This is a genomic window from Paenibacillus sp. Soil750, from assembly GCF_001428045.1.
In the GTDB taxonomy this organism is placed as follows: Bacteria; Bacillota; Bacilli; order Paenibacillales; family NBRC-103111; genus Paenibacillus_E; species Paenibacillus_E allorhizoplanae.
On sequence record NZ_LMSD01000023.1, the window covers coordinates 411694 to 437513 of the forward strand.

The window sequence follows — 25820 nt, forward strand, 5'->3', positions numbered from 1 at the left end:
TAATTATTTGATGGGGGGATACTTTTGGCTAGAAGAAAAAGCGTAAAACGACTGATCAATATCGGCTTATCTTTGATCGTGGTTCTTATAGTCGTAGCGGCGGTGACTACTTATTTTTGGCAGATGCGGCTTCAGAAGCCGGATGAGGTCAACATGGCGAATATGGCTGATATGGCGGGAATGACGCACATGGAGCATATGGCGAGCATGGCGGTTTCTGATCCCGAAGAAGGCATGGTGTCCTGTGCCGCGATCATGGCGCCGGAATCATCGGGTCCAACACGCAAGTTCGATATGACAGCGGCAAGGACGACACTGAAGTTGGATAACGGAAAGACGGCCGACGCCTGGACCTTCAACGGCTCGTCCCCGGGTCCCGAGCTTCGCGTTACGGAGGGTGATCGAGTTGTCGTTACGCTCCATAACAAGGACATCGAGGATGGTGTTACGATTCATTGGCACGGGATCGCGGTTCCATGCTCACAGGATGGTATTGCGGGAGTCACGCAGGATGCCGTGGCACCGGGAGGACAGTTTACGTATACATTTATCGCAACGACACCAGGCACCTACTGGTACCATTCCCACCAGATGAGCTCAATTCAGGCTAGCAAAGGGCTTCTGGGCGCGCTGATCATGGAGCCTAAACAACAACCTGAATCTAATCCTTCGACATCAGAAGCGACAGCCTTCTACCAACAACTGGGCTCTACCATGCTGGTGAACGGAAGCACGAATGGGCTGTCGGTTCCGGGCAAACCGGGCGAACAAGTCAGACTTAGGTTGATCAATGCGGGTAATGAAACGATGGAATTCGACGTCGATGGGGCCCCCTTTCGGGTCATGGCTATGGATGGACATGATTTGCACAACCCTGGGCAGCTGGACGGAACGATTGTTCCGGTAGGCGCAGGACAGCGTTATGATTTGCTCATCAAAGTTCCGGAGTCTGGCCAAGTCGTCGTTAATAGCCCTGAGAGTTCACCGATTACGATAGGTAATGGAATCCAACCGCAGCATTCGGAAGGCGGGCAGTTATTCTTATTCGTCAATTACGGTACGCCATTACCTAACGATTCCGCCCTGCATATCGAGCCCGACCGGCGTTTCGAGCTCAAGCTAGGCCAAACCCTTTTCACCAAGTCCATTAACGGAAAGTCCTTCCACGAGATTCCTCCGATGGACGTAAAGAAAGGAGATCATATTCTCATCACAGTCTCCAACGAAGGCGGAGGAGATCATCCTTTCCACATTCATGGGCATGTGTTCCGTGTCCTAAGCAGGGATGGTGTTGCCTTGCAAGGTAGCCCGGTGTATCTGGATACACTCCTAACAAAAAAAGGTGAGACCTATGAGCTGATGTTAGAAGCCAATAATCCGGGCCTCTGGATGGCGCACTGCCACGATCTCAAGCATGCCTCGATGGGCATGAGCATGATGATTAATTACCAAGGCATCACGACGCCGTACCGGGTGGGAACCAAGTCAGGTAATCTTCCTGACCTATAGAAATAGATCATAATGGAGCTCAAAATTGTGACGAAAGACCAGGTGCAGGCGATGACGATTCAAAAAGAAGCCATCCACTTGCCAGAGCTGAAAAAATTGAAGGAGGCATATTGTAATGACGATGATGAAGGTAATGGTAATTGGAGCAACCGGCGGAACAGGAACCGCGATTACGGAAGAACTGGTGAAACGAGGGATTGACACGATTGCATTTGGGCGTTCGCACCAGAAATTAGTTCAACTCGCCAATCGGCTAGGCAACCCCGCGAATCTAACACTTGGCGTAGGGGACGCTATGCGACCCGACGATATTGTTTCCCAAGCAAGTGGAGCGGACGTATGGTTCCATTGCGCGAATGTTCCTTACCACGAGATGGCGAGCAAGCTGATTCCGCTGGGCGAGTCGGTGATGGAGGCGGCGGAGCGTATGGCCGCCCGAGTCGTCGCAATTGATGGTATTTATCCTTACGGCAGGCGACGGGCCGACCTGGTGACCGAGGAGCATCCCAAGCAACCGCATACTCGTAAAGGAAAAGTTCGTTTGGACTATGAACGAATGCTGTTCAGCAAGCGGTGGAACAAGGCCAAGGTTCTGATTGCCCGGTTGCCCGATTATTATGGGCCTACGGCCAACGAGGCCTCGTATTTAGGCTCAACTCTGGAAGCCATTGCTGCCGGCAAGATGGCGTTCTATATCGGCAACATGCAAACTCCCCGGGAATTTATCTATTTACCAGACGCGGCGGCCATGATTGTTGAGCTGGCCAGCAGGGACTTCGCTTACCAGCAGAATTGGAATATCCCAGGAGCCGGGGTGATTAGCGGACGAGATATTGTGAAGATTGCGCAAGCGTCAAGTGGCAGCGTCAAACCGGTTATTCCGTTGAAGAAAATAGGCTTATCTTTGCTTGGACTCGGCCTACCCGTCATGAAAGAAGTCGTGGAGATGCTTTACTTAACTGAAGAACCGCTGACGCTAAGCCGCAATAAGTACGAACGTTATATAGGCCCGATTGTGGCAACATCGTTCCAAGAGGGTATTTCCTCAACGATAAAAGCACTTCAGTTGAAGAAATAAATATTTATCCCACAGCGGGATCTGTGAGGTGTGGAGTTTGCTTAATTGTCCATATTGCAATATTTTCGATGGTAGATTCAACTAACGAAAAACTTTAGTTCAATGAAACAGCGACAGCCTAGGACTTTATTTTCTCGTCCTTGGCTGTCGCTGTTTCAAATTCTAAGATTAGTCTATTACTTTATTTTCTGCGGACACTCTCTGCTTTACATGGATAAAATAAGTTACTATTTCAAGTCGTATCGATCAGCATTCATTACCTTGACCCAGCTAGCTATGAAGTCGCGCACGAACTTTTCTTTATTATCATCTTGCGCATAAACTTCTGCAATGGCACGCAGAACGGAGTTTGAACCGAAGACGAGATCAACTGTCGTTGCTGAACGAACGATTTTACCTGTCTTACGATCGCGTCCTTCAAATACGTCATCACCGATAGGATTCCACTGTACGCCCATATCGAGCAAGTTAACAAAGAAGTCGTTTGTGAGTGTACCTACACGGTCGGTGAAAACGCCATGTTTGGTGCCGCCGAAGTTCGTACCTAGTACACGCATGCCTCCAATAAGGGCTGTCATTTCTGGTGCAGTCAGGTTAAGCAGATGTGCCTTATCGACTAGAAGCTCCGCTGAGCTTACACGATATTGCTTCTTCTGATAGTTGCGGAAACCATCAGCGATTGGCTCTAGCACAGCGAAGCTTTCTGCATCGGTTTGTTCTTCTGTTGCATCACCGCGTCCAGGAGTGAAGGGAACTGTTACTTGAAAGCCTGCATCACGTGCAGCTTTTTCTACCGCGGCGCTGCCACCAAGTACGATCAAATCAGCGAGGCTCACTTCGACATCCAGGTCTTCTTGAATGCCTTCAAGAATGGTAAGTACTCTGGTTAGTTGATTTGGTTGATTCACTTCCCATTCATTCTGTGGGGCAAGCCGAATGCGAGCACCGTTGGCGCCGCCACGCATGTCCGTACCACGGAATGTGCTGGCAGAAGCCCAAGCTGTTGTTACGAGCTCACTGACTGAAAGACCAGAAGCTAGAATCTTTGTTTTAATATCCTCAACGTCTGCGTCTGTTAATGTGTATGTAACAGCCGGTACAGCGTCTTGCCAGATCAGAACTTCTTCTGGAACTTCCGGTCCCAGATATCTGGGAAGAGGCCCCATATCCCGGTGCGTGAGTTTAAACCATGCACGAGCAAACGCATCTGCAAATTCTTCTGGATTCTCATAATAACGACGAGAAATTGCTTCATATGCTGGATCCACACGCAAGGCCATATCTGCCGTAGTCATGATTGTCTTCACACGAATAGATGCATCTTCCGCGTCTGGTGCGAGATGCTCTTCAGCAGGATTGATTGGCGTCCACTGATGTGCACCTGCAGGGCTCTTCGTAAGTGTCCATTCATATCCAAATAGTAGTTCGAAGAAACCGTTATCCCACTGAGTCGGATTTGCTGTCCAAGCTCCTTCGATACCGCTTGTGATGGTATCGCGACCTTTACCGGAGCCGTGTGTGCTGATCCAACCTAAGCCTAAAGCTTCGATAGCAGCGGCTTCCGGCTCTGCACCTACATGCGCAGCATCCCCTGCACCGTGTGCTTTGCCGAAGGTATGTCCGCCAGCTACGAGAGCAACGGTTTCTTCATCATTCATGCCCATCCGTTTAAATGTATCGCGTATGTCGCGAGCACTGGCAAGTGGATCTGGCTTGCCGTTCGGACCTTCTGGGTTCACATAGATAAGTCCCATCTGAACGGCGGCAAGTGGATTCTCAAGTTCGCGATCGCCTGTATAACGCTTATCTCCCAGCCACTCGGTTTCTACACCCCAGTAGATGTCTTCTTCTGGGTGCCACACGTCCGCACGGCCACCGCCGAAGCCAAATGTTTTGCCGCCCATGGATTCAATAGCCACATTGCCGGTTAGAATGAACAAGTCCGCCCAAGAGATTTTGTTGCCATACTTTTGCTTAATCGGCCACAGGAGTCGACGAGCTTTATCAAGGTTGCCGTTATCAGGCCAGCTGTTCAGTGGAGCAAATCGCTGTGTGCCGGTTCCAGCACCCCCACGCCCATCACCTGTACGATAAGTCCCTGCGGAGTGCCAAGCCATTCGAATAAAGAAGGGACCATAATGTCCGAAGTCGGCTGGCCACCAATCTTGGCTGTTCGTCATGAGATCACGAAGATCTTGTTTGAGCGCTGGGTAGTCTAATTTTCCGAATTCCTCGGCATAATCAAAATCGTCGCCAAGAGGGTTTGATTTGCGGTCATGTTGATGGAGAATGTTCAAATTCAACTGATTTGGCCACCAGTTTTTATTCGTCGTACCACTAGATTTGTGACTTGTAGCGCTTCCATTTCCATGAGAGAATGGGCATTTTCCTGAGTTAGCAGTATCCATTGGATTCATTTCTACCTCTCCAATCAAATTAAATTAATTTCTAAATAATAATTATTATAATTAATATACAATGAACTTTGGGAAAAAATCAACGATTTTTTGTACAAACCAAAGCCATTTATGTATTAATAATGGTTGTCTTACTTAATTATATTGCTCTAGTTGAAAATGAATTCCTTATTATTAAACTATTCGAATTTCGAACTCCAGTTGTAGAGAGGAGGTACGAGAATGTGGAGTCGTGTCCATTCAAGCGTCGCCGCGTCGCCCATTATACACACATGATAGTTTTACTCTTAGGCGGACTTCCCGCCGGCCAAATCAGCGACGCTGATTTGGGATTTGTGTCATATCATTTTGGAACAACTTCGACAAACGCCAGCTGGGCAGAGGTAAGTAAAGCGGATATCGATAAGAATGGCGTTATTGATTGTACGATCTAACCTTTGTGGCAAGAAGATTCGTGTAATCGGGCACTGGTGCACCGGCTAACTTATTAAGGCGTTATACAACAGTGAGGACAGTCGACTTATAATCGGCATGTCCTTTCTTTTCATTTGTAAACTTAAAAACGGGTGCGAGGATTATGGATGATCTATGTTGTTCGTAGATCGTTTGAATGTCGAATGATCCGAAATAATCATGTTTAGGACAAAAAAGATCATGAAAGTGTGCCATAACAGAAGCTATAATTTTCTGAGTAACCGGTGCTATTTGGTGATCATATACTTGTAAACGCTTGCAAATATTGTCGTTTTATAGGAGAGGATGAGTGAGGATGAAACGGAAAAAAATCCTAGCTACCGCAATCTGTCATCTTTGTGTGGCATTGGTTTGGACAGCTTCTGCTTATGCGGAGAATACTTCCCAATTTTCTATGATCACATCAGATACCGAATCGACAGGTGAATTTACAATTAGTTTGAAAGGAAATAATATCCAGGATTTATATGCGTATGAGGCCAAATTCAGTTTCGATGCAAATAAGCTCGAAGTGGTTAAATCAGATACGAAAATAGATGGATTCTCCGTCTCGCCAGTTATTCGAAATAATGAAGTTACCATTGCACATACCAAAGTTGGCAAGGTTGATGGGGAGAAAGGGAATCTGGATATCGGGACAATCACCTTCCGGGCCAAGAAAGCGGGGGTATCGAACATCAAATGGACCACTCTGAAAATCGTAGATCACAATTTGAAAAGTCAATCGTTTACTCGGGATGATGCTGCGGATTTCAGTAAAATATTCAGTGATCTTGTAGGACACTGGGCCAAGACAGACGTGATGCAGATGGTGAATAAAGGTATCGTAGAGGGAATGGATGATGATCATTTTGCGCCGGATAAGAAAGTTACTAGGGCACAATTCGCGACCCTGCTAGCTAAAGCATTAAATTTGAAAGATAATGTTGGCGGACAGTTGCCATTCAACGATGTAGCAGCAGGCAGTTGGTATCAAGGGGAAGTGAAGAAGGCGTACTCGGCTGGACTCATTAATGGGGTTTCTGCAACAGAATTTGCTCCTGAGAGAAACATAACACGTGAAGAAATGGCAGCGATGTTGATAAGAGCTAAGGGTTATGCGGATGGAATTAAAGTGGAGGATTTGAAAATGGACGAAACGATCCATTTTGAAGATGAAGATACAGTAAGTGACTGGGCAGGAGCCTTCGTAAAGCTTGCAGTTGGAGTTAAACTCATGGAGGGGAGAACCGCTACAGACTTTGCGCCATTGGCATCTGCAAGCCGAGCCGAAGCAGTTGTTGTTCTAAAACGACTTACATACAATTAAAGGACATCACCCTGTTTAGACCGAATCTATGTCAACGAAGTCATATTTCGTATTTGAAATTACGGGGTGAAGGTATTGAAGCTATTTGCTAAACCATGGTCATTTTCAGTGACTCTCCATATCTTGTTAGTCGTCATGGTTGTCTTTCCGATTGTGACGATCAGTACTATGATTCTTCAAGTATACAAACGCGATTTGCTACAACAAACAACGGAGCGAACTCTGCAAACACTCCATGCGGTCACCTATTCAGCCCAGCAGGAGATCAGTAAAATCGAATACGCTGCAGCAGCCGTCGGTGTCGATCGCGATGTGCTATCAACGGTAACATCCTTGAATCAAGCGGATGAAAGCAACAGATTTAAGTATATCAACGACCTAACTCTTGCGCTGAGCAGATACACGTACTCAATGTCCAGCCAGCTTCTGGCGATCCATTTTTTTTATAAAGATGGCGGCGTGTATTCGTTTAAGCAGAACTTGATCAAAGATGAGCAGGAGCTGCGTTCAGCGTCATGGTATCAGAACATGCTTCAGCACAAAGATAGTGTACAGTTTCTTAGCCTTCAAGAAACGCTTTTATACGGTGTGAGGGAGCCGTTAGCCGTGACAGCTGCGATTGCACCCAGTGACTACCATACGCTAAGTAATGTCGAAATGATTTATTTTTCATTGAATGAAGAAGCGTTTGATAAAATCTTGCGACAACAGCCCAACGATGATTCCTCCTATGTCATTGTCAGCAAGGATGGTCAAGTTGTCACAGCCAGCTACAATTGGGATCAATCGAGCTTAACACCGGCCAAACTTGAGCAGATCAGAGGTACGCGCGAGGGCCATTTTATCGATCAGGTGAGTGGTCGTCAGATGATGGTTACCTATGCAAGTGTTGGAGATACAGGCTGGAAAGCTATACAAGAGATACCTTACAGTAAGGTAACGGCCAATTATGAACGTATTTTTAAGTTCGTCCTATTCGCAACCATCGCGGTTATCGTTGTATTTTTGCTGATCTCCTTTTATTTAGTTCACAGTTTAACTAGACCTATTCACGTATTAGTCCGGAAAATGTCCCTTGTGATGGAAGGGGAGCTGAACGCAAAGATTGGGACTTCTAAAATTGCGGAAATGGCAGCGCTGGGTAGAACGTTCAATCATATGCTTGATCAAATTAAGCTGCTTCTACGGCAGCGAGAGGAACAAGAGCAAGCGAAGCGGAAAGCAGAGTTTGCTGCCTTGCAGTCGCAAATTAATCCGCACTTTCTTATAAATACATTAAATGCCATCAAGTTAATGGCACTGATCAGTAGGACGGACAACATCCGTAACATGACCAATGCTCTGATGCGTCTTGTATCCTCCTCATTTAACCGAGGTGGCGTACTTATCCGTTTCTCCGATGAAATCGCTAATTTAAAGCATTACTTATACATCATGGAAATTCGTTACGGAAACAAATTTGAAGTTGAATGGCATATTGATCCACAGGCAGAATCGAAGTATTTGCTCAAGCTGTTGCTTCAACCGATTTTGGAAAATAGCATCGTACACGGTATGGCTGGCAAAGAAACAAGTGGGAAAATCGTCATTCAAGCACGCATTTATGAAGGAAGTCTACATATTGTAATCTCTGATAATGGCGAGGGGATGACAGAAGAGCAACTCGAGGAGTTCCGTACTAGGCGCAGTCCGCATACGTTTACAGGCATGGGCGTTGCGAATGTCCATCACCGGATTCAGCTGCACCATGGCGAGGATTACGGTATTATTTTGACTGTGAATGAGCCCAAAGGAACGAAGGTGTCGATGAAAATTCCGATTATTCATCGTGATCAGGAAGAAGAGCGACCACTTCGGTTGGAAGCTTAAAGCAGTTCATAAAAGATCAACTTCATAGCCGAAAAGATCATTTGGATGCGTTTTCACCCCGTGTATGATAAAGACAGGTTAAACAATCAACCGAATTAAAGAAACATTCATTGGAGGGGTTTCAAGAATGGGAAAAAGTAAACTCGTAAGCACAGTGCTAGTGGGGGGACTTGTTATGCTGAGTGCATTGACAGGATGCTCCAAGGATACGGCAGCACCTGCAGCAGCTTCCGTCAAACCAGCCGAAAGCAAAGCAGCAGCAGCGACGCCAAAACCAGCGGATCCCGTTAAGTTAAAACTTGCGATGTGGGATGCCAAAGGGGATCTTAAATTCTGGACAGACAAAGTGAAGGAATACACGAAGCTTAAGCCGAACGTGACCGTAGATATTGAGATGGTGCCGGATAATGGCGGTCAATACTTAAAGGTACGATTAGCTGCCAATGATTTGCCTGATCTGTTCTACCTCAAGCCTGCACATATGCAAATTTACAAACAATCTCTCCTTCCACTCGATGACTTGGCAGGAGCCAAGAATAATAAGTTTCCAGCCAAAATAGATGGGAAAATACTAGGCGCACCGCTCGTTTCTTTCTCGGAATTTGTCTACTTCCACCCAAGTATCTTCAAAGAGTTGAACTTGGACGTGCCGAAAACGATGCCTGAGTTCTTGTCCACGATGGAGAAAATTAAAACGAATGGTAAATATACACCAATCGCAATCGGCGGTAAGGAAGACTGGACGTTCTATCCATTCATGGAGTTCGGCCCTCACATTCTGTCTGGGGATGAGAATTACTTAGCGAATTTGGCCAAGACGCCAGAGCCTTTCGGAGAGGGAAGTACATTTGATAAAGCTGGGAAAATCATCAAAGAAATGTCAACGAAGAAGTTGGCAGGACCGGATGCCCTATCCATATCCTTTGATCAATCCACACAGTTATTTGAATCTAAAAAAGCGGCAATGATCGCAGCGGGTCAATGGTACTACGGGGACTACGCGACGAAAGTAAAAACGGATGAAGATCTTGGCGTATTCCCTCTTCCTTTCCGCAGCACAGAAAGCGAGCCGTTAACATCCATGACTGTATCCGATATGAATATCGGGATTAACAAAAACAGTAAAAATGTAGAAGAGGCGAAAGCATTCTTCGACTGGATGTTCAGTAAAGATGTGTACCAATCCTTCATTAATATGGCGCAACAGTTCTCAACAATTAATGGTGTGAGTACAGACCTTCCTTTCTTTAACAAATGGACAGAAAAATATCCGTTTAAACCATTTATCTACTCAGCAACGGATGAAGGCTTTGCTAAAGTGAGTGGTGCGGCACAATTTGATTTCAAAAAAGCTGCACAGGAAATATACTCTGGTAAACCAATCGACACCTTGGAGAAAGAACTGAACAATAAGTGGAAGAAAGCGGTTGAATCGAACAAATAGGTAATTAAATAGAGGGTGCTATCTGAGCGATTAGAATAGTGCCCTCTCTTGTATACAGGAGTGATTACATGAATTATCGCATGCAGCAGAAAGTCATCATCGTTTCATTTCTATTCGTACCCGTTGCGCTCTTACTTTTGTTTTTGATCTATCCGACTTTGCAGTTGTTTCGCTACAGCTTTACGAGCTGGGATGGGTATAGCCCAAGTTTTAAATACATTGGCTTGAACAATTATAAGCAAATGCTGTTTGATTTCCCAGAAGCTTGGCATGCCATTCGAAACAATGTCATCTATTTTGTTTTACATGCGATTGCCATACCACTTGAAATCGTCATGGCTGTACTCTTAACAAGAGCACTGCGAGGGAGCGCGTTTTTCCGCTTCTCGGTGTTGATGCCTTACATTATTAATGGTATCGCGGTGGCTTATATGTTCAGCTACATTTATAACCCGATCAATGGTCCATTGAATGAGCTATTGAAAGCAATAGGACTTGAATCATGGATTCAAAGCTGGCTAAGCGATGCGAAGATTGTGAATTATTCCTTGGTCGTTGTTTCTTTATGGCGTTACAGCGGCGTGCATATCGTGTTGTTTCTAGCTGGACTGCAATCCATTCCGAAAGACCTGTATGAAGCGGCAGAAATTGATGGAGCGAACTTTTGGCAGCAACAAAGGTATGTAACGCTTCCAGGTATTCGACGTGTAATCGAAATTATTTTGTTCATGAATGTATCTGGAGCCCTTCTGCAGTATGACATTCCGCTTGTTATGACGAATGGCGGTCCAGGCAGTGCAAGCAGTACATTTGGACTCTTTTCACTCCAAACGGCATTTACTTACAACAATTACGGTCTGGCCTCAGCGATGGCAGTTATTCTCTTACTTATGATTATTATTTTCTCATCGTTGCAAGCATGGATCGTGAAAGACAGGAGTGAGGCTTAGCATGGAACGTGCACTATCACTTGAACAAATGAGAAAGCAGCCGCTCCCGAGCCGTACGCGATCGATGAGCAAACAGCGTGCAGCTGCTAATATTGTGTACTATGTGCTTTTTACGCTCATGGCTATCCTGATTTTCGTCCCTATTTTGCTTGTTGTATTTGGTTCATTTAAAACGAATTTGGAACTTGCCGAAACGTCGCCGTTTTCGCTTCCGAAGAGCTTTCTTCATATCGATAATTACGTGAGTGCTTTGAAAGAAGGCAATATGATACGCGGGCTTGGTAACTCGATCCTGCTTGTCGTGTTGAGTATGCTCGGCAATATGCTGCTCGGGACGATGACCGCGTTTGTGCTCAATCGTTTTCAGTTCCGAATGAAAAAGTGGATTCTCCTTCTTTTTATGATGGCGATGATCATTCCGGCTTACACGACAGAAATTGCTCGCTTTCAACTCCTGCATACACTCGGCGTTTATAATACGCTCGGGGCACCGCTACTTATTTATATTGGAACGGATATTATGCAGATTTACATTTACATGCAATTTCTCGAAAAGATTTCGATACAGCTTGATGAGAGTGCTATGCTGGATGGCGCTTCTTATGTTCGTATCTTCCGTTCGATCATTTTCCCGCTGCTGTTACCTGCAACGGCAACACTGGCGATCTTAAAAAGTGTCACGATCATGAATGATATCTTTGTTCAGCAGTTATATATGCCGGACAAGAAATTGGCCACACTGGCTACTTCCTTAACTTCATTCGTGAGTACGCGCAGTTCAGACTTGTCTATGCTCTGTGCAGGTATTATTATCGTTTTATTGCCAAGTGCCATCTTCTATATCGTATTTCAAAGGTATATTTTTAAAGGACTTATGGATGGAGCGGTGAAAGGATAAATAGAAGCAATCAACTTCACAGATGGGAGATGGACAGGTTGTTTAAAATGATGATTGTCGACGATGAACCGCTCGTTCGTCTAGCGCTTCAACATATGATCGACTGGGATAGTATGGGCATCCAGGTGGTTATTGAAGCTGGCGATGGCATGGAAGCCCTTGCTATTCTGGAGCAGCAAGGCGATATCGATCTGATGCTGCTAGATATTGAGATGCCCAGACTGGGCGGCATTGAGCTGCTGCGAGCGCATACGGCAATTGTACAGAAGCGAAGACCTGTCGCCATCATGCTGAGTGCCTATAGCGAGTATAGTTATGTCAGAGAAGCCTTTGTGCTTGGCGCAATTGATTTCATAGTGAAGTCAGATATGGATGAGGAACACTTAGTTCCAGTTGTTTTGAAGGCACTCAATGAACTTCGAACGCAGGAGACGTTAACGTCTGTTGTCGAACGGACGGATGAAGAGATCGATCGGAAAAGTGAAACCATTCGACAGCTCATATCCATCAATCCACAGCAGGATGAATCAGCCTATGCTGCTGCAGGGGCTGGTATCACGGAGTGGCTTGAAGAATCGAATCAGTTGGTTGCCGTGATTACCATCTCGCAAGGCTCATCTGAGGGCGCAAGTACGGGGAGAAGCTTAAAAGATAGTCAGACGCAGCGCTTTATCATGCAGTCCGTGCAAACCGTTCTGGACGCCACGTCAATAAAGCATCTCTTATATGGGAAGAGCCAGTCCGAATATGTTCTATTCTGTTCGTTCGCAGCGTTACGAAGTGAAAGTATGATTCGAGAAAAAGTGCAGGCTGCCTTCTCTATGATTCAAACGCGACTTAATCAATATGTCAATGTGTCCGTCTCGATTGGGATTAGCGATCTAGCAAGCGGTATGAAGGTATGGTACCGGTTGTATCAGCAAGCAGCCCATTTGGCCTCCATGAGTTATTTTGCCGGATTTAATAAGGTTTTCTATCCTGAAAGTTGTATGGAGCTGGGGAAGTACGGTGCTGATAGCGGAATTGAGCATGCCCGTAAGCTGCAGGTTACTTTGAAATCAACGGGAGCAGGGATTGCACAGCTGCTAGAGCAAAGTAACGCCCAGTTATGGTCTAAGGAATTTGAGCAGATGGAGCTGCTGCTTGGGCAAACATGGGGCTGGAGACCGCAAGATGTCCACACCGCGTTTGAGGATTTGCTTTGGGAGCTTGGCGGGCTGCTGTATCGCAAAGGAATTCGTTGGGATGACCTCGACGAAGAACTCCAGCATCCTTTTGAATATATGAAGAGTTTGGAGACATTGGATGAAACGAAAACCTGGCTGCATCGCATGTGTAGCCAGTTATTTCAACACATTCACGGAATGACGACAAAGGCTAATTATAGCGGTGTCGTTACACTAGCGAAGCAATTCCTGGATCTCCATTATACGGAGGACGTCAACCTCACGTTGATCAGCGAAATGGTTGGCGTTAGCGAAGGGTATTTAAGTAAGCAGTTTACTAAAGAGGTCGGTTGTAACTTTATCCAATATTTAACGAATTTACGTATTGAGGAATCGAAAAGGTTAATGAAAAAGAAGGGCAATAAAATTACGGATATTGCTGAAACGGTCGGGTATCTGAATGTCGAGCATTTCAGCAGAATGTTCAAGAAAACAACGGGATACAGCCCGAAGCTGTATCGGGAAAGTTTGATGAACGGGTAGTGATATTGGATGAAAAAAGTGTATTTTCGCTGAAGATACACTTGATTCGTTATGTCTTCAATGATACATGTCGTATCATGTCGAGTGTTGTCGCAACATGCAAGACCATTTTTGGATAGCCAGAAAGGGTGATTGTTTTGCGCAAGCTGCTGAAATTAACCTTTAAGAAGAAATCGATTGTAAGTCTCCTGGTAGCCGCCTGTATATCTACGGGATTTACTGTTGTTGTTCCTATTGAAAACGCACATGCGGCATCTACCATTACTTACACAGGAACTGCGGCGCCTCCAGCGCACAATCTTGCGCTATGGTATCGCCAACCGGCAACAGATTGGGAAACACAGGCGCTGCCGATTGGTAACGGTTTCATGGGTGGCATGGTGTTTGGCGGTGTCGATCAGGAGCATATCCAGTTCAATGAGAAGACACTCTGGACAGGAGGCCCGAGATCTATAGCTGGAGGGGGAAGAGACGGTAACCGAGATGGGGCTGCGGACCACTTAGCGGATGTACGTCAGAAGCTGGCGAGTGGCGATGTAGCCGGTGCAAGCTCCATTGCCGAGCAATATTTGACAGGCACATTAAACGATTATCCGCAATTTGGAAATTATCAAAATTTCGGCGATATATACTTCGATTTCGCACTCCCAGCTGCGGTGACCGTCACTGACTATCGGCGCGAGCTTGATCTGGAGGATGGCATTGCGAGAGTGACCTACAAGCAGAATGGTGTCACGTATACACGCGAATATTTCATGAGCTACCCGGATAATGTGATGGCTATGCGACTTACGAGCAGTCAACCGAATCAAATGAATTTGGATATCAGGGTCACAAGCCCGCAGACAACGCCTTCCATCGTGGCTAGTGGTAATATGCTGACCTTGAGGGGTAAGCTGGCTGACAATAACATGGCGTACGAGTCACAGTTCCGTGTCCAAACCGAGGATGGAACGGTAACGGCTGGTAATGGAAAACTGACGGTAGCTGGAGCCAGCTCAGTTACGATTCTGATGTCGGCAGCTACGGATTATGCTAATCATTATCCGGACTACGTGGGAACGGATCCACATGTAACCGTGAATGACAGACTGGCAGCAGCTTCTGCCAAGTCGTATGAGACGCTGCGTGCACGCCATCTAGCGGACTATCAAGAACTCTTTCAGCGAGTATCGCTTAATTTGAATGATCAGATTGCCACGATACCGACAGACCAACTGCTGACTAGTTATAAAAGTACACGCAACAGTGCATTGGAATCTCTCTTTTTCCAATATGGTCGGTATATGCTCATTGCTTCTTCGCGAGAAGGTTCACTCCCCGCCAATTTACAAGGGGTTTGGAATAACTCAACGACACCGCCATGGGGAGCCGACTACCATACCAACATTAATCTAGAAATGAATTATTGGCCTTCTGAAGTGACGAATTTGAGTGAAACCGCCATTCCGTATGTTGATTTTATTGATTCATTGCGGGCGCCAGGACGAGTCACAGCCCAGAAACATCATGGTGTAACGGGTTCTGGTTGGACGATCCATACGTTTACTAGTATTTTTGGCTATACGGCACCGGGTTGGGACATTAGTAATTGGGGTTGGCAACCAGCCGCTGGCGCATTCCTTTCCCAGCAGCTTTGGGAGAAGTATTTATTTACAGGTGATACTGCCTATTTGCGAACGAAGCTGTATCCGATCATGAAAGAAGCCGCTGAATTTTGGACGGAAACACTTGTAACGGATACAGACGGGACTTTAGTCTCGACGCCGGGTGTCTCGCCTGAACATGGCTCCTTAAGTATCGGTGACTCTTATGACCAAGAGTTAGTTTGGCAATTGTTCACGAATTGCATCGACGCGAGTACTGTACTTGGCATCGATGAAGCTTTCCGTAATGAGTTGATAGATAAACGCAGCAAGCTCTCTATGCCGAAAATTGGGAAGTTCGGGCAAGTGCAGGAGTGGAAACAGGATATAGATGATCCCAATGATCAACATCGCCACATTTCTCATTTAGTTGGTTTATATCCTGGCAACTTAATCAATAAAGTAACAACGCCCGACCTGTTCAATGCGGCGAGAGTAACCCTTACACAGCGTGGTGATGAAGCAGAGGGGTGGAGCAGAGCGAACAAACTGAATATGTGGGCTCGCATGCTCGATGGCGACCATGCCGAGAAGATTCTCCAAGGACAGCTTGACGTGAGTACTTATTCGAATTTATTCAATTCAGGTCCACCATTTCAGATTGACGGCAACTTCGGCGGCACATCCGGGATTGCAGAGATGCTTTTGCAAAGTCATACAGGAAGTATCGACTTGTTACCAGCGCTTCCTTCGACATGGCCTAAAGGTGATGTAAAAGGTTTGAAGGCAAGAGGCGATTTTGAAGTGGATATGAGTTGGAATGGCACGATACTGACGAATGCGGAAATTACTTCTTTGCAAGGCAATGTGGCGAAAGTCAAGGAGAAGACGTTCACGCATGCTGGCCAATTCCAAGTGGTGAAGACGGCTGACGAATCTCCAGTGAGCTACACGCGAAGTGGTGACACGATTACTTTTGCTACCGAGGCGGGCCAATCCTATACGATTACCTCCAGTGTGACACCACCACCACTTCCGCCGACCCAAGTGCAGTCACCTACACATACAGCGACAACGGTGGATTTGCAGTGGACAGCTCCTACAAGCGGTGCAACGGTTGCAGGCTATGTGTTGGACGTTCACCAAGGATCAACGAAAATCCGAAGTATCGATGTGCCGGCTGCAAGCACAAGCCTCAAGGTAACAGGTCTAAACGAAAAGCAGTTGTACCGCTTCGTGGTCTGGTCCAAGGATGCCGAAGGCACGCTCTCTACGACCAGCAATGAAACAACCGCATTTACGTTTGTAGGAAATGCGTATCAGCAAAATTTTAACAATGGTGTAGCCGGTGGCTGGAAAAAGACTTCAACAACGGGAAGCGCAGCATTCAGTGTGGAGAATAATGCCTTGAAAGTCGTTGCCAATCCAGTAGCCATCATGGTTGACGATAGTTCACCTGCGTACAAAGATGCTGACGTGGCGATGAAACTTAAAATTCAAACAGGAACGGGGAGAGTTGGGCTGCTCTTCCGCTATACAGACGTGAACAACTATGCCGGTGTCATTTATGACTATGGGAAATGGCTATGGTACTACGTGAAGGACGGTACTGAACACTATGGTGATCTAACGTCCATGATGCTTACAAATGGTCAAACCTATGATGTGAAAGCGAGTTTCGTTGACTCGAATATTCAGTTGTGGATTGATGGTCAGTTGGTCGGTTCCACGACAGTGGCAGATTTCCTGAATGCACCTGGAAAAATAGGGCTGAGAACCTGGTTTGATAACAAAGTATTGGTGATCGACGATGTGAATTATATCAATACAAGACCCAATGCTGTTCCAGCCGTACAGAAAATCAAGGTTGACGACCGTGATCCTTCCGTTGTGTACACGGGGACATGGAGTACTTATAACGATGGCGGAGATTATAACGGTACGGAGAAGTATAGCGGTACGGCTGGTGCTTCTGCTGAGTTTACTTTTACGGGCACCTCGATTGACTTCATCAGTATGAAGCAAACGAATCTGGGTAAAATCGATGTGTATCTCGACGGCGTATTGGCACAGGCAGATATGGATTGCTATGCTACATCGACGAACAAACAAGTCGTCCTGTTTAGTCGCAGCGGATTAGAGAGCGGAACGCATACGATCAAGGTTGTTGTGAAAGGAACGAAAAATGCCGCCTCCAGCAATACGTATGGAGAAATCGATGCTTTCGCGTATACACCAGCCATTGCAGCGCCGAATGTAACGGCGGACGACACGAACAATATAATCGTTGGCGCGAATTCGGACATGGAATACTCGGTGGATGGTGGGGTCACCTATACAACCTATCATGAAACGCCCATCCCTGTATTCAAAGGAGATCAAACTGTTCTCGTACGCCTAGCTGCAACGGATGTGAACGCAGCAAGTTTGACTACAACGGTGACGTTCACGGCAAATCCGTTCCAATCGATCGCTTTGGCGAATATTCCGGCAGCGATGAATGTCGGAGATACCGTTAGTGCAGTCGTTTATGCGACATACGGTGTGAACGATCTTTCACTTGTTACAGAGGGCGTAATATATGTAAGTAGTCATCCAGAGGTTCTTTCCATCGACAGCACGGGCACCCTCCACGCTTTAAGCCCAGGTCAAGCAACCATTACTGCGACATGCGGAGGCAAGCAGGCAGCACAAGATGTCACTGTAGCGGTTGTAGTCCCAATTGAACCGACAGCATCGCTGACTGGACCAGCATTCGTTACAACGGGGACTAATTTTACCGTGCAGTATGCGTTGACGCCAATGCAGAGTGTGTATGCACAAGATATAACCATTACCTATAACCCAGATCAATTGGCCTTCTTTTCGGTGCAGTCTCTCTATCCAAATTTGATTATCGTTAATAAAACAGAGCAACTGGGCCGTATGCGACTTCTTCTAGCCAGTACGACCGCAGATGCCGCTAACGTGAATGGCGCTTTGCTAGCCTTACAGTGGCAGGCCAAAACCATCACGCAATCCGCTGCGCTCACATTAGCCGACGTAAAGATAGCGAATGGTAACGGGGTAGAAACACACGTCGTTGGAAGCCCGCTCAGCGTTCAAATCAGATCGATCTCAGGAGATTTAAATGTAGACGGCAAATTTACCATTGGCGACTTAGCGATTGTGGCATCGGCTTATGGCAAAACATCCGCTGATTTGGACTGGAATCAATATAAAAAGGCTGATATCGACAATGACAATGATGTAGACATTGATGACCTTGCATGGGTAGCATCCAAGATTTTGGAATAACACGTATTTTTTAAAAAAGATGACCCGAAAGATACGCGAATGACATATAACTTTCGGGTCTTTTCAAAAAATTAGCAGGAGGTTATTAGATGAGGGCAACTGGACGTAAATTAAGCGTTATTCTTTCAACTACACTCATAGCTACAAGTGTATTACCATTACCAGGTGCGTTACAGATGTTTGGCAATGCTACAGCATTGGCAGCGAGTGGTCAGAGTGTGACCTACACGAACAATTTTGAAGATGGAACAGAAGGAAATCTCTCGGATAAAGGGACAGTAACGTCCGACACAGCGGTAAGCGCAAGGGCTACATACTCGGAAATGAATGGACAATTTCTAGCTGCGAAAAATCCGAATGGCGGCAATGAAATCTTTTATTTTAACGATATGCCTGATGTGGCTAATGGGACGTTTGAAGCGAAGCTGAACATTGATGGAGGGGCTTCCGAGCAGTTCGGATTCATCGCTAGATATAAAGATCCAACGCATTATGCCATGGTTTCCCGTGATGGGAACGGTTGGTTATGGGATGGGTATAATGGGGGCAGTGAAGTGTGGGGTTCCTATCTGAACAAGACCATTAAACTGGATCCAGGCAAAACGTATGCCTTCAAAATGACATTCAGCGGGGATATGTACGAGGTCTATATCGATGGTGCGCTTGTGTACACGTCAACCTCAGGGGGCAAGCTGCCCACAGCAGGTGGTAAAGTTGGCTTTCGCTCTTACTTCGCTGCAAAGACATTGAATATCGATGATGTGAAAGTGACGGATAGCGATAAGGGTAATGCGGTCGTTTATACAAGGAATTTTACAGATGACGCCACACCAGGCTTACAAATGGCAGCTGCAAGTGCAGTAGTTCCTACGTATTCTTTTAAAACGCCATTACAAGGCTTCACTGGAAAAGTTGCACAGATAACGACAACGAATGGCACAAGTCAGGTTGTTGATAGTAAATCGCCATTAGCGATTAACGGAACCTACAGTACCAAGCTGCAACTGGGCGGAACTTATAGCTCTGCAGGACTGTTGTTCCGATATGTCGATGAGAGCAACTGGAGTTCAGTTAGAACGGATAGCGCTGGGAATTGGACGTTGACGGGTAAAAAAGACGGTGCAGATGTCTCGTATAATTTAACGAGTACGCCTCAACCTCTAAGTCCTGGTGCGGTACACAATGTGGGTGTGGGTTATGAAGGGGATACCTATACACTCACCGTAGATGGCACGGAGATTTATACGGGTACACAAGTGGGGATGGCTGTTGTGAATGGCAGTCAGGGTTACACCGCAAGCTCCACGGGAACATTAACGACCTATATGGATGATATGCAAGTTACGTATAAAGAAGGTGACGTCTACACGCCGCCGAAACCAACGACGTACATTAGGAATTATAACGATGGCTTAACGGGTACTTGGAATAAAATAGATGGAACGACCTATTCGCCGACGCCAGCTATCGTGAATAATCAACTGAACATTACCAATCTGTTTGGGGAAATCTATGATAACGATTCGCTGCCGATTCAAGATGGTACGTACACCATCAAGTTCAGAACGAATATCGATACGGGGCGTATCGGATTTATTTTCAGATATATCTCACCATCACAGCCTTACGCGATGATTTATTATAATACAAACGGAAATTGGGGCTGGCAAACGGATGCATCGCATTACGGCGATTTGACAACCAGCGGGCCTAATCTAGCAGCCAATACGGACTATACGCTGAAAATTAAATATATTGGCAAAAACATTAAAGTCTGGTTGAATGATGCTTTGGTTGTCAGTGGAAGTGCAGATTTCCCGGTTGCCGAAGGAAAAGTAGGCTTAAGAAGCTGGTTTACATCGAAAAATATAACAGTAAGTCAAATCTCACAAGAAGCTTATATCCCACCAACACCTCCGCAACCAACGGAGTTGCACCCGATTACGATTTCATCAGATCAATTAAGTGTGACGATGGATAACCGCTTCCCGACCGTACGCAATTATACGTGGCTGAGCAACGAGGCTTCGAATGCAACCCTGCAAGGTCAAAGTGATTTTCTATACAATGTGAAAATAAATGGCAATGACGGCTTTGCAACGGTACGAAGTGCAACGAAAACGGCAGGGGATACGGTTGTTTATCAACTAGACGTTCCCGTCGTAGATGATAACTCAGAAGCTGCAGTCGGCACTGTGAATATGACCGTCACGTATAAAGTCACAGGCAATATCGTTAATATGGGAACGCATATCAATAGTGAGCCTTCCGGTTATAAAGTACGAACCGTGGAATTCCCTAATCATAAGTTAGTTACGGTGTCGAGCAGCAATCCCGAAGCACAAGGGGCGTCCTCTTGGGTAACTGGGGAATGGAATCAGATGAATGATGAGTTCTATACAAATGACATCACTTATGGAACGAAATTAAAAGATCAAACCGTAGACAGTAAGCTAAGAACGTATGGTTTTGTTAGTGATGGTAAATTGGCGGCAGCGATTATGAATGACGTTGTAGATACGCCAGCCAAAATTGTCATGAACTTTGCAGCGGAACAGGATGGTACCAATAAGCAGCTTTCGATGTGGAACGGGGTTTGGAAGGCAAGAGGAGATATTATCGACGATAGCAAATTCCCGCCAAAATTTGATTTTTCATCGAAAATCATCATTTCTCCGGATAGGAACGATGATCACACCGCGGATTGGAAAGATGCAGCGATTGATTTCCGCAGTATATGGTCGGAAAATCTTCACCCAGGCGCTAGCGAAATCAATAATTATGTCTCCTATATCGCCATGAACTTCAACAGCTTAGCGCAAAACCCATTCTTACGTACATTGGATAACGCCAAGAAGCTTTACAATTTGTACGATGGCTTCGGACAGCTCATTTTGGAAAAAGGATATCAAGCAGAAGGGCATGACGACAGTCATCCAGACCTCGCTGGTCACTTCGGCATTCGTGAAGGTGGGCTGAAAGATTTTAACACGCTTGTCGATGAAGGGTTAAAATACAATGTGAAAGTCGGCGTTCATACCAACATTGACGGTCAAGATCCTGATGCTTATTATGCAAAACCAGAAAATTGGGGCAGCACAAGCTCGAACTATGACTGGGTTGACCCTACATATCCGTCTGATCGTGCTAAAGATTTAGCAGGCGGAGATTTGGAGAAAAGGTATACTCAGCTAAAACAAGAAGTGCCCAATCTTGCGATGATTTACGATGATGTATATAGCGGAGCAGGTTGGCACGCCAATCAATTTGCGAATGTGATTCAGAACAAATTAGGCTTCTGGTTTGCCACAGAGTTCTCTGGGCCATTAGAGGAAAATGTGATTTGGACCCACTGGGGAACCGATCCTTATTATCCAAGTAAAACGCCGGGCAGTCAGATTATCCGTTTTATTAAAAACCAATATCAAGACACATTCCAGGCACCAAGCCCGTATACCAGTGTTTTATTGAGAGGTATGCTGCAGGCTGGAGTTGGTACTTGGCAAGGCAGAACGGATATTCAGAACGGGATTGATTTATTTTACAATAACAATTTGTTAACGAAATATATGCAGCATTTCCCTATTCTCAATATGACGCATGATGCTTCTGGTATGGATAAAACGGTCGTTTTCGGGGGCGGAGTCGTCGCTTCCTTGGATGAATACCATGCAGATAGCGCAGATTCCAACTATATCATTGGTACAGCTTCGCTCAAGAAAGAAGGCAAAACAATTGCCAAATATGATGTGCTGAACCATAAAGACTGGGGAGATACCGGCGTTGGTCAATTAGATGTGAGTAATCAGAAGAGCCAATTGTTCCTACCGTGGGATCCACAAAATGAATCTAAAATCTACTACTGGAATCCAAAAGGTGGTTCAACAACGTGGGAATTGCCTAACAGCTGGAGCGGTTTATCGTCAATTGAAATGTATAAGCTTACGGATACAGGACGTGTTTGGGAGCGTACGCTGCCAGTTACGGGCGGTTCCGTAACGATCAGTAATACGACAATCGGTGTTCCGTATGTGATCTACAAATCCAAAGCTGATGAGCAAGGTGCAGATACGCAGCAAGCGGGCGATTTCGGATTCGGCGGACCTGTGAAGGATCCAGGTTTTGATAGCGGAGCATTTGCATCCTGGGAGAAAACCTCTACTGCGAATGCGACAGCTGCGAATGTAACCGTTGAGCATGATTCTCTGAAAAATAACTTCCTAAAAATAGCAGGGAAAGACGATGCTACGATTACACAGAACGTCTATGGACTTGAAGCGGGGAAAACGTACACGGCTTCGGTTTGGGTAGACATTAATAATGCTTCTACATCAACTGGTAACGAAAATAAGTCGCGCAGTACTTCCGACAGAACCGTTACGATTGGTGTGAAAAACTACGGCGGACCGGAAGTAACGAATTTCATCACTTCATCAAAGATTAAGAATCTTGAAGAGCCTAGCAAATTTAAAAATACGTACTATCAACGAATGAAGGTTGATTTTACGGCAGATGCCACGGGGAAAGCAACGATTTATTTGAAGGCTGATGCCACGAGCGTTGCCAATTCCAACGTGTGGTGGGATGATGTGAAGCTGTGGGAGAATCCAGGCAAGACTGATTTTGGCAGTCATTACTTCTACGAAGACTTCGAAAATGTTTCGGAAGGCTATGGACCCTTTATGTTCCAAGCGGCATCAAGCGGAGGTCAAACGCATTTGGCTGAGAAGGTGAGCGATGCACAGAAAGCAGCTGATCCTTACATTTCGCAGCCGATGACCTATGTCATTGATGGCAATTACTCTTTGAAATCCAATGAACAGGATTTTATTTCAAATGCAAATACACCGTTAGTGGCAGAGCTGCTAGCAACCGTCCCATCAACGCTGAAACTATTGCCGAATACCCATTATAAAGTCAGCATGAATTATGAGGCGAATAAAGCCGGGCTGTATCAGCTCTCGGCTAAATCAAGATCGAATGGTCAGACTTATAGCGTGCCGTTGTCTTCTGCAACTGGTACAGGTAAGTCCCTAATTCCTGGTTTTACGCTGCCAATTATCAAATCTACAGGTACTGCGAACGCGGTATTAGATTTTGAAACAGGTGCTAAGGACGATTATTACATTGCTATTGAGTCTGTTAAACAAACGGCACAGCCCCAATTATCAGCGATTGATGTTGTCTTGATTGTGGATGATTTAGTTGTCGATGATTTAACAAATCCGCAAGCGCCCACAGCTGCACAAATTGCTGCTGGAATTACGAGTATCACAGCTCCTGCACAGGATGCTGGCAGCTTGACACTGCCTAATGTGCCAGCTGGTTACAGCGTTGCAATTAAAAGTACGGATCAACCTGCTGTCATTCAACTGGATGGAACTATCGTACCATCTGGTGTTGTGCGCACAGTGAATCTCGTTTTGGAAGTGACGCGGACATCCGATGGTACGAAAGCGGTGACTGTGAGCTTGCCTGTTGTCGTACCAGCGAAGTCGGAACAACCTAATAAAGTTCTTCTCGATGGTGTGAACACGGTCATGACGGGAGGCACATTTGATTTGACCTACGGATTGGCCAATACAGCGGATAACATCCTAGCTCAGGATTTGACGTTCACCTATGATCCAGCAAAAGTAGAATTCCTTGGTGTGGAATCTGTCAGTGATGGTTTGACTATTGTAGACAAGAAACTAACAGAAGGTCAGGTTCGAATTCTTGTTGTCAAAATTGGAGGCCATGCAGAAGCGGTTGCTAACAACGATCTGTTGCAGCTTCATTGGAAATCGAAGTCACTTCATGAATCGTCGAGTACCACGATTACGATTTCAAAGCTGTTGATCGCGAATGCCATTGGAGAGGAATCAAGTCTCGCAGTCACTTCACATGGTATAGCTATTGCTTATGTGGATAAAGCGTCGTTGCAAGCCCTTATATCGGAGGCTCAGCAATGGCATGATGGAGCAGCGGAGGGCATTCTAGTTGGTCAATATCCAGTTGGCTCCAAAGCGAATCTATTTGCGGTTATTAGTTCGACGATTGTGGTCATTAATAATGCATCTGCAAGCCAAGATGACGTTGCACAAGCTGCGAGTGCATTGAATGCTGCCCTTGCAACCTTCAAAGCTTTAATCATTACGGGAACAGCAGGCGATCTAAACAACGATACGAAAGTAAGTATTGGTGACTTGGCTATTGTTGCGAAGCACTATGGCGCAACTTCGGCGGATGCAGACTGGAATTCCATTAAAACAGCAGACGTTAATCAGGACGGTATGATCGATATTGCTGATCTTGCTTGGATTGCTACTAAGATTTTAAACTAGTCTTACTATGACTTCTCAGTACCCATTAATTTCAGTTTGCGGTACGTAGAAGGGGATTGATCGAATGCTTTCTTAAATAACTTGGAAAAATGAAATTCATCATAAAAATGCAGCTTAGCTGCAATTTCTTTCAACGATAAGCTAGTGGTTTCGAGAGCAACTCTCGCAGCCGCTAGCTTTAGTTTTAGGAGATAATCGGTTGGAGACAAGCCTGTTAGTGCACGGAACTGGGTGAAAAAGGTCGTACGCGACCAGCCGCTTAGCTGGAGCAGGTCTTCAATGCGAATTTGCTTGTCTAAATTTCGATGGATATAGATGAGGATTTGGTTGAGCTCAGTGTGATGAGAGAGGGCAACCAAGGAATGTTCTCTTGCAAAGAGGAGTAACATTTCTTGCAGCAAGATGTTTGACGCATATTCGTAACCAATAGGCTGAGCAATTAAGCCGTCAATCATCCGTTCGCACAATTGCGTGGCTTCTGCTATTTTGCCAGATGAGATCACTTCCCTTACTGGAAGCTGTAGCTGGCGGGCCATATCCAGTTGGTTGAAGTGTAAGAAATAAAACTTCCAATCGTTATTCAGACATTTGTACATGGCAGGGATGCAATCCTCCACGAAGAAAAAGGTGTTTTTCTCCAGCTCATACGTCTGATTAGCCAGTGTAATGCTGCCTTTTCCATCAAATGTAAGGAATAGTCCTGGAATATCAAAGCCTTCCTTTTTCGATACTTCATAGCTATTATCGGCATGCACCCTCCAGATCGAGTGAAAGACGGGGAGAGGGACATCTCTCTTTTCTAACTCATAAGGAATGTTGATAAAGGTCATGGTAGGCTCCCTCGCTTCACGCTTCATTATTGTACGATTATACATGAAATGATAACGCTAATCCATGGTTGAAATCAGCTATGCACCCTATACTTAATCTATAAGCAAGGAAGAAAACACGGAG

The 25820-nt window shown here is 45.7% G+C and carries 13 protein-coding genes; 11 read left to right on the plus strand and 2 right to left on the minus strand.

Annotation, left to right across the window (positions count from 1 at the left end; genetic code table 11):
* The first annotated feature begins 24 nt into the window (after positions 1 to 24).
* Both ASL11_RS21825 and ASL11_RS21830 read left to right on the plus strand, forming a co-directional pair.
* Positions 25 to 1509, plus strand: coding sequence for a multicopper oxidase family protein (locus ASL11_RS21825; RefSeq protein ID WP_056619611.1), 1485 nt, complete (start codon positions 25 to 27; stop codon positions 1507 to 1509).
* Positions 1510 to 1630: 121 nt separating this feature from the next.
* Positions 1631 to 2587: an NAD-dependent epimerase/dehydratase family protein gene (locus tag ASL11_RS21830; RefSeq protein ID WP_200962472.1), complete on the plus strand. Its 957-nt coding sequence runs from the start codon at positions 1631 to 1633 to the stop codon at positions 2585 to 2587.
* A 227-nt stretch (positions 2588 to 2814) separates the two neighbouring features.
* Here ASL11_RS21830 and katG read toward each other — a convergent pair whose 3' ends face one another.
* Positions 2815 to 5004 carry a catalase/peroxidase HPI gene (katG, locus tag ASL11_RS21835; RefSeq protein WP_056619617.1) on the minus strand — a complete coding sequence of 730 codons (2190 nt, stop codon included), beginning with the start codon at positions 5002 to 5004 and terminating at the stop codon, positions 2815 to 2817.
* Positions 5005 to 5228: 224 nt separating this feature from the next.
* On the opposite strand from katG, the gene ASL11_RS21840 reads away from it, so the two are divergent.
* From ASL11_RS21840 to ASL11_RS21880, 9 genes are all read left to right on the plus strand, one after another.
* Entirely contained in the window at positions 5229 to 5438 is a 210-nt protein-coding gene (locus ASL11_RS21840; protein ID WP_056619620.1) for a hypothetical protein, read from the plus strand.
* Between the two features lie 335 nt (positions 5439 to 5773).
* Complete coding sequence (locus tag ASL11_RS21845) at positions 5774 to 6787, plus strand: S-layer homology domain-containing protein (RefSeq protein WP_056619623.1); 1014 nt, start codon at positions 5774 to 5776, stop codon at positions 6785 to 6787.
* A gap of 75 nt (positions 6788 to 6862) precedes the next feature.
* Positions 6863 to 8656, plus strand: a complete 1794-nt coding sequence (locus tag ASL11_RS21850; RefSeq protein WP_056619625.1) for a sensor histidine kinase — start codon at positions 6863 to 6865, stop codon at positions 8654 to 8656.
* A 127-nt stretch (positions 8657 to 8783) separates the two neighbouring features.
* Positions 8784 to 10100 (plus strand): ABC transporter substrate-binding protein, encoded by a 1317-nt coding sequence (locus tag ASL11_RS21855; RefSeq protein WP_056619628.1) that lies wholly within the window; start codon positions 8784 to 8786, stop codon positions 10098 to 10100.
* A 68-nt stretch (positions 10101 to 10168) separates the two neighbouring features.
* Positions 10169 to 11050, plus strand: a complete 882-nt coding sequence (locus tag ASL11_RS21860; RefSeq protein ID WP_056619631.1) for a carbohydrate ABC transporter permease — start codon at positions 10169 to 10171, stop codon at positions 11048 to 11050.
* A 1-nt stretch (position 11051) separates the two neighbouring features.
* Positions 11052 to 11948 carry a carbohydrate ABC transporter permease gene (locus ASL11_RS21865; protein ID WP_235550534.1) on the plus strand — a complete coding sequence of 299 codons (897 nt, stop codon included), beginning with the start codon at positions 11052 to 11054 and terminating at the stop codon, positions 11946 to 11948.
* A 47-nt stretch (positions 11949 to 11995) separates the two neighbouring features.
* Complete coding sequence (locus tag ASL11_RS21870) at positions 11996 to 13657, plus strand: helix-turn-helix domain-containing protein (protein WP_235550552.1); 1662 nt, start codon at positions 11996 to 11998, stop codon at positions 13655 to 13657.
* Positions 13658 to 13794: 137 nt separating this feature from the next.
* Complete coding sequence (locus ASL11_RS21875; RefSeq protein ID WP_162261663.1) at positions 13795 to 18540, plus strand: DUF4073 domain-containing protein; 4746 nt, start codon at positions 13795 to 13797, stop codon at positions 18538 to 18540.
* Between the two features lie 89 nt (positions 18541 to 18629).
* A complete protein-coding gene (locus ASL11_RS21880) occupies positions 18630 to 24866 on the plus strand; it encodes an endo-alpha-N-acetylgalactosaminidase family protein (protein ID WP_056619639.1) in 6237 nt (2078 codons plus the stop codon).
* Positions 24867 to 24871: 5 nt separating this feature from the next.
* On the opposite strand, the gene ASL11_RS21885 is transcribed toward ASL11_RS21880, so the two are convergent.
* Positions 24872 to 25696 (minus strand): AraC family transcriptional regulator, encoded by an 825-nt coding sequence (locus ASL11_RS21885; protein WP_056619642.1) that lies wholly within the window; start codon positions 25694 to 25696, stop codon positions 24872 to 24874.
* Positions 25697 to 25820: the final 124 nt, after the last annotated feature.